The 7,400-nt window shown below is 47.0% G+C and carries 4 protein-coding genes; 3 read left to right on the forward strand and 1 reads right to left on the reverse strand.

All coding sequences use genetic code 11. The features are described 5' to 3' along the window. Positions 1–257 precede the first annotated feature (257 nt). The gene (locus ACNRUY_RS10805) at positions 258–4,646 is read left to right on the forward strand and encodes an ankyrin repeat domain-containing protein (protein ID WP_488111641.1); all 4,389 of its coding nucleotides are present in this window, start codon (positions 258–260) and stop codon (positions 4,644–4,646) included. Between the two features lie 14 nt (positions 4,647–4,660). On the opposite strand, the gene ACNRUY_RS10810 is transcribed toward ACNRUY_RS10805, so the two are convergent. Next, complete coding sequence (locus tag ACNRUY_RS10810) at positions 4,661–5,071, reverse strand: hypothetical protein (RefSeq protein ID WP_488111642.1); 411 nt, start codon at positions 5,069–5,071, stop codon at positions 4,661–4,663. A 256-nt stretch (positions 5,072–5,327) separates the two neighbouring features. Between ACNRUY_RS10810 and ACNRUY_RS10815 the strand changes: the two genes are divergently transcribed. Beyond that, the gene (locus ACNRUY_RS10815; RefSeq protein WP_488111643.1) at positions 5,328–6,185 is read left to right on the forward strand and encodes a hypothetical protein; all 858 of its coding nucleotides are present in this window, start codon (positions 5,328–5,330) and stop codon (positions 6,183–6,185) included. A gap of 847 nt (positions 6,186–7,032) precedes the next feature. Next, positions 7,033–7,257 carry a hypothetical protein gene (locus ACNRUY_RS10820; RefSeq protein ID WP_488111644.1) on the forward strand — a complete coding sequence of 75 codons (225 nt, stop codon included), beginning with the start codon at positions 7,033–7,035 and terminating at the stop codon, positions 7,255–7,257. The last annotated feature ends 143 nt before the right edge of the window (positions 7,258–7,400 follow it).

A 7,400-nucleotide genomic window follows, 5' to 3' on the forward strand; every position in this document is an offset into this window, starting at 1 on the left:
TGACTGTAGAGTGGCCCACCCTGGGCCTCCCATCAATAAAGGCTGCTTCTGTTGACAGTGCCTGTCAGGAACTATCGCTGAAGTCGGTTGTCCTAGAATTTACTAGAATTCATCCCTGCTCCAACTGCAAGGCCCTTCCATAAATGACTTGATACCACACCATCAGGGGAGCAGCTGATTGTTAAGGGAGGTCTAAAGCCCCTTTGGACCAGGAATCGGTGTGCTGATTGTTTTGTGCATGAGAGGCTCTGAAAAAGATGCTGGGGATACCCGATAATGGCCTGAATGTCCCTGAGCATCCTGAGCAGGCCCAGGGCCTCGAAACATCAGAGGATTCTTCCTGCCAGTACCATGGGGAGCGGGGGTTCCGGGATGTACGTCAGGTGGTTCCTGAAATTGGCCTTGATGGCGAACAAGGGCGGAAGGCTGAGCGACCACAGAAACCCTTTTATCACAGGGTTTCGGTCTGTGATGCTCTGAGCAGGCGGTATATGCTGAAACCGCCTCCGGGGCTCCCGGTGGGTCCCCTGGGTATACCCAGGGAATATCATGGTGTCTGCCATTCAAACCGAACGGTTCTGTGGGCTCTGGTGCTTCTGGACCTGTTGAAACAACAAGGCCATGAAGACGCTCTGACCTTTACATCAGGTCAGCTGGATGCCCTTATCAAGGCCGCGCTGCTTCATGATGCCGGCAGGGAAGGGGAGGGTGAAGATCTGCCGGAATGGGAGCTTGAGAGCGGTAACCTTTGTCAGCAGCATCTTCTGGCAATTGGGCATGACATGTTGCAAGCCGGTTATGCCCGGGGTGCCATTATTGAAAAAAACACCCGGCGCCGGGCCGATAAAACGCTGTTTGACAGGCTGCTTCATGATGCGGACTGCCTGGAAGTGATGAGGGTCAGGGAGGAGTTCGAGCTAAGCTATCTTGACCTGTATACGGTTCTTGGCAGAGATACGTGCTATCACCTCGCCAGCCAGGTCAGAGATGTGATTTCCAGGCAGTCGGATTTGCATATGGACTGTCTGATTATTGACCATGGGCAGCAAATTCCTGGGGAAAGAAGACAGAGCTCTTCGTCAATGGGGGGGGAGGCCAGGGCAATAAAAGGTAGCTTTGAGCGGGCTGGCAGGCCATTTCTGAAACAACTCTCCTGGTTAAAAGCCAACAGTCCTTCGCTCTATGAGCATATAGCCAATGTCATCGGAGAGATACCGGAAGCGTTGTTAGTCCGCGAGGATTGCTATGAACGCCTTTATTTCATATTGCGCCATGAGCCGATTTCGTTGGAGCCTCCGTTTTTTTATATCGATGAACGTTCAGGGAGGTCCTACAGGGTCAGGGATTGCAGTGATCATATGGCAGCGGCTCGTAACGAGGTGCTGATGACAAAGCTTGCGGGTCTCTCTGGGTTGAGGGTGCCCGATCTTCGGCTTATCTCCCAGGGGGGAAGAGCGCTTCTGTTCAGTGATAGGACTGGCTTTACTTCTGCCGGGTTGAGTCTGAGCACTGCTTTCCGGGCTCGACTGTACGTGGTATGTGCCTGGTTAGGACACCATCGTATTGGTGAGCAGGGTGCAATTGGCATGAATTCCGATCAGCAACCGGTCATCATGGAATGGCATAGTGCCGGTGAGTTTAATGGACCAGAGGAAGGAGACCGGAAGCAGGCGTGTTTCAATGCCACTGTTGAGGAGCTGAAAGATTTCGACAGCCACCCTTTGTTCAGTGACCTGACCCGGCAGGATAAAATTGATTCCGTACGCTGGCTGTGTGAGTCCAGTGTCATCCAGGAAACAGCCAGTCTGGTGGAATGCTTTGGGCCCGATGAGATGGCTCATCGTCATCGGCTGAGAAGAACGCTTTGTCTGCGGCTCGCTTATTTAAACCGGCGATTTCCTGAATCCTGCGCGGAGGGATGTCTCTCATTAGCGGAGCAGGTGACCATTGCCGCCTGTGGGGTGAACGGCTATTCCGTACCAGTCAGTTTCAGGGGTATCCAGGGAGGGGATTTGAGATTTTATGGGTATCAGGGGCGGGATGGGGCTGCCAGAATTGCCTGTCAATTGACCTTGAACCCGGACGCGGGCAATCAGCTATCGGATCGCTTTGGTGTTCCTGATACTTTGTCTGACAAGCTGTATGAAATACTCCAGTTTGTTTTTCTGCAGGTGCCAGAAAAGAAATTATGCAAGTTCGATCAGGTGACCAGGGCGATCCAGTCAGAGGCTGACAGGCAGAAAGAGGCTTGTGCTGAAATAAGACACGCTTTAGTGCGAATGCATAAAAGCGGTCAGCTGGTGGAGGAAAACACGGGCGTATTGAATTCGCGGCTGGCTTTTTTATCAGAGGCTGAGGCCTTTTATGGGGCTGTTGCGAGCATGACTGTCGGCGAACCTCTTTGCTTATTAACAGAACATATTGATAAGGATCTGGTGATTTGTGAGCAGGGCAACCCGGATTGCCGGTTGAAAGTGCCACAGTCCATCAGGAATGAGAATGCTTTTCTTAAGGGGCTGATAATATTCCCGCCCCGGGTTTCATCGGCAACGAATGAACTGGAAGAAGAGGCGGGTGGTTTCTGGATAAAAAAACATCAGCGTTATGGTTATGGCTTTGAAACGGAGCAGTTACCTGAAAAGACTGTGCCGGAAATTGATAACTGCCTGATCTGCAGGGCAGATGATCTTGGGGTTCATTATGGCAATGAGGGAGAGACGGGCATCACGGTTCAGTGGAAACCCCGGTTGTATTCAGCCGGAGGAGTAAGGGATGTTTTAAAGCTGTCCATGACCGGAGATGCATATCAGGCCGGACGTTTGCTGACCTGTCTGGCACAGCTGGGTATTGATATCCGCCGGCCGGGTTTTCATGAGATTCAGTCGTTTTATCAGGATCAGGTGAGTCGCCTTCCCGGTGAAAGGCAAACGATGCTCGAAGGGATGACTCCCCGCTGGGAGGATAATCATAGTGTGGAAAATGGTCGGCTGATTCTGTATTACCCCCCTGAAACCTTTATGGAACAATCATTACCTTTCAAACTTTGCCATGTAGCCAACTTTGTGATGATGGATGAGCAGTATTCAGGTTATGCCGGAGGGCGATTGGACCTGCTGCTATCGTTGATGCATTCCGGTGAAGTGCTCTGTTCTATGGCTGAACGCCTGAGGATTGGGGTTAATAGCGGTCAATGGTATTCTGCATTGGCAGAGGGGGGAGGGGACTGCTGTTATGCTGCAGTAAACCCCGACCATTCAACCTATTTACCGGATTATGCTGTCATACTGAAGCCTCAGGTATTCAGGCGAACGGATGTGGCCATTCTTCTCCAGGATAATCACGGAGCTTTCTCGCCCCAGATACACCGTCTTTCAATAGACAATTATTCGTTCAATACTCTCAGTGAGTTATCTGAGGGGGTAAGGAACCGGATTGATGAATTTTACAGAGAGAACCCCGGGGCCAGCTCCAGACCCGCCCTATTGGACCTTCATGAGTTACTGTTTCAAAAAGGCATCAGTTTCAATGAAATTGAATCTGTACGGATGCCAGGCGATGCAAAGCTTGAGATTGCTAATAGCCGTTTTGTCTCTGATATGGGGGTATGGCCCGATGGCAGGGACATGGCTGAAGTAACGTCCACACAAATGAGCCCCCGGGACCGCCATAAGGCGGAAATCAGGAAAAAATCAGTTTCAGCTTATCTGGGGATAGAGCAGGGAATGCCGCTGAAAGCATTTAAGGCATTGATTGAATCTGGAGGCTGCCCCAACTTTACCCCTGAATGGATGGAGTCTTTTTCGTTAATAGTATTTTTATTTGGAGGGGGTGGAGCCAAACCAATGGCTTTTCAGGCATTGCATCACCAAAGAATCGATATTTTTGGTTATCTGCTGCACCATCCCCAGTTTGATTCTATGAAAAAATACAATCGTTTCTCTCTGACTCATTATTCCGTTCATACCAGGAATGCAGAAGCGGTCCGTCAGTTACTATTAACTCAGCCTGATTTAGATAGAGAACTGTTTCCAGATCATAGGGATGTCAGTTTGATTAAAAGGGTATTGGATGCAGGGCCTGAGATATTGCAGATCTTTCTGGACAGAAAGGTCTTTTTACCGGATGCTGTTTTTTCAAAGGGATGGGGTTTTTCTACTCCATTACTGCATTGTTCGGAGAATAATACTGAAATGCACACGGCCTGTGCAAAACTGCTTTTGCTTCACGGTGCCAAGCCCAACCTGATGATGAGACATGAATCTATCCTCCCTCTGGTAAAGGCTTATAAAGCGGGAAATACCCAGCTAATGTCACTTTTGCTGGGTCACAATGCTAATGTGGAATGGGTGGATAGCAGTGGTATGAGTTTTATTGGCCGACTGATCAATGATGGTCAATGGACGTTGATTCAGAAACTGGAGTTAATTGCCCCCTGCAGAAAGGTTTTAGCCCATCATATAAAAGACCATATATTGGATGAAGCTGGCGGAAGGATAGTAAGCCAGTTGGTGACAAACGACGACTGGTATCTTATTGAGCAGCTTGGAGTGTATCTGGTCTGCAGGAATTACTGGTTACGGAGCAGGGAAGTTGACCGTGCCGAGTCAAGTTTTTCTGGGGAAAGCCGGTGGTGTATTTTATTGTGAAAGGCCGGTTGTTGTTATTCGTTTTCAATATGAATGTTTAAGTGACGGGTAAGATAAGTAAGGACATGGGACATTAGAAAAAAAAGAGCAAGGGACTCGACGGTGCATTTATAGCATTGCCAGGCGGCCTTACCATCAGGCGATAATAACATTAAAAACACACCGGATACTATTATCTCTTTCCCAATTCCTCTGTGTTGACGATGGGCTAATAAATACCCTGACAGTGAGAGTTGAATTGGAGTGATGATTTTTAAAGTGTTCGGAAATAAACAAACGTTTTTACTTATAGCAAAAAAATGATGCTGTTTGTGTTGGGTGGTCTCGTCTTTCTCAATAGCGGTTTCTGAGTGGGACTGTTGGTTGAATAAAAGAAGGGTTAAGTAAATAAAAATATTCTTGAGATTGACGTTCCGGTAGAGCATGGATCTTTCACCTGGTTTGAACCACTACAGTTTATCAAAAAGATGACGGGGGAACCATTAAAGGAGACGGCTGGGTGGCATGGCTGTGTAGTAGGGGGGTCAATTGACAATAGTGTGCAGCCAATCGACTGTTACATAACGCATGAGCTTAACTCTGTCTTGATCACCTTTCTAAAAAAAAGATCAGGTGCAATATTTGTGAAAAATGCTCTGGGATAGTCTACTCTCTCACCATATTTTGGGGAGTGATTTCCAGATGAAACAACCAGGATTTACTGTAAAATTATATGTTGGTGTTTACTGTTTGTTATTGGCTGGTGTATCAGAGGCATGGAATACCAGAGATCAGTGCGTCTATTACCTGAAAAATGAGGAAGCTTTGAATGAGTTGTGGGAAAATCACTTATCTTATCGGAAATATCAAAAATTTAGGACAATGAATACCTTCAGTCAAGTGGAAAATGGAAGGCAAAGTATTCATGATCTCGGCGGAACAGGCAGTCAAGGATTTAAAAAGAGTATGGAGTTTGCTGCTGAGAATACTGAGGTTGTGATTTTTACACTGGATGTTTCAATAATGACTAATTGGAATATGTATAAAAAGATTGATCAATGGTTGAAGCCCCATCAATATCAATTCCAACAGGTGCGTGACATTCATTCCTCAACGACTGAGCATAATGTTGCTGCGGTTATGGAGTATGTCTACGCTCTTCAGGATATGACAACTCCCTTTAACCCTGAGGTTTACCGAAGCCCGAATTACGAAAAAAAATATCGAAACCGGTTGGTGCTGGACTGGTCAGCTTTACAGAACAGTCAAAGAATAATAGATGTTTTGGGGGATGAGGTAGGGGCTGTCTATTTTATGAAGCCTGATTTCTTTTTGAAAAGAGTGGTTTATTTTCTTGAAGAGCATGAAAGTGATGGTGCTGATGTTCGACTGAAGAGAAAAATGCTGGTTCTTTGTCCGTTTAAAGATGATCTTCAAAGACCGCTTCCAGCCAATGAAATGGGAAACGCTGAGCCAGTGCCTGAAGGTATCGGTGAATTTGATCTTGGGAAAGTGCTTCAGGGAGGGCAATTTTCTGATTTTCATGTAAATTTGCCCTGAAAATTAAAGATGTTGTTGTAAGGGGAGGGAGGCTTACAGGAAATAGTGTAAAAGCGTCCTAGCATATTGCATCAGGACAATACCTTAGAGAGCCCGGGAATGCACGGTCTGGTCTTCTGGGGGCAATCATGACCCGGCCAGGGGAACTATTGGGAAAGCCTGAGCTCTAAGCAGTTCAGACTTGTTATTGGTCATTGACTGAGGATCCCAAAAAGCTATGCAGCCCCTATCCGTATCGACAGCCAGTGCCACTCAGACACCAGAATACCAGCCTTTGGTTTTAAGTACTAAAGCACGGGGTTCTGCCCGTTCTGATGAGCCGGTATCAATGTCCCCTAAGGAGTCACTCTTTTCCCAGAGGCTGCTCAAGCTTGCAGAGGCTGCTGAATATTTGGATAAGGACATTTGGAACTCAATCGGCAGGCCTTCTGAGTCATTTCCGTCAACCCCGATCAAAGACAGGGGGAGACCCGTGGTTAAATACCAGAAAACCGCTGATGGTAAATTTGAGTGCCCATGGGAAGGGTGTGAAAAGACGCTCACCCGCGCTGAGGGTGTGACTATACATATCAGGCAGCACACCGGTGAGAGGCCTTATAAATGTATGTTTTGTGAAAAAGGGTTTGCTGATTCATCAAACCGAACGAAACACATGAGAGTACATCGGTTCGATTCCGCTCCACCCACCTTTTTTCAGTAATCCTGTGCATGCCTTGACAGGCATTTGTTTCCACCTATTCTCCAGGAAACGGCATTCTGGCGCCATTTTTGGCGATCTTTTATTAAACATGTGTAGCTTATTGTTGTTTAGTAAATGGGCTGCAGTACTTCATGTTGGGACATGGCCATGAGTTTAGATGATTTTTTGGAGGCATATCCCTATTTGTACGATTTTCTAAACAAGCTTGTCTTTATGGATAAAGTATTGATGGTCAGGCTATTTGATGCTGCCAATGAAAAGCAAGAGTTTGCTAATAAAGCAGAAGGCGTGGCTCAAACCTATGTTGAGGTGTTTGAATCAGCTCTGGAAGCTATTATAAAGCTGGCAAGTGAGTATGGAATACAGATTTGATCCGCCTCCTTTAAATTGTAGTAGTTCAGACCTGATCTGACAGTCACCGATTTTTCAGAGGGTGTCTGTCAGGTCAAATTCAGGCTACAAATTTTTCCTTCCAGATCTCTTTGCCATCTATCAGAGTTTCCATTGGCGTTCTT

Source organism: Endozoicomonas sp. Z74 (assembly GCF_057680865.1).

Coding starts and splice junctions, on each gene's coding strand:
- ACNRUY_RS10805 (WP_488111641.1), top strand. CDS start 258: ATGCTGGGGATACCCGATAATGGCCTGAATGTCCCTGAGCATCCTGAG.
- ACNRUY_RS10810 (WP_488111642.1), bottom strand. CDS start 5,071: ATGCTCTACCGGAACGTCAATCTCAAGAATATTTTTATTTACTTAACC.
- ACNRUY_RS10815 (WP_488111643.1), top strand. CDS start 5,328: ATGAAACAACCAGGATTTACTGTAAAATTATATGTTGGTGTTTACTGT.
- ACNRUY_RS10820 (WP_488111644.1), top strand. CDS start 7,033: ATGAGTTTAGATGATTTTTTGGAGGCATATCCCTATTTGTACGATTTT.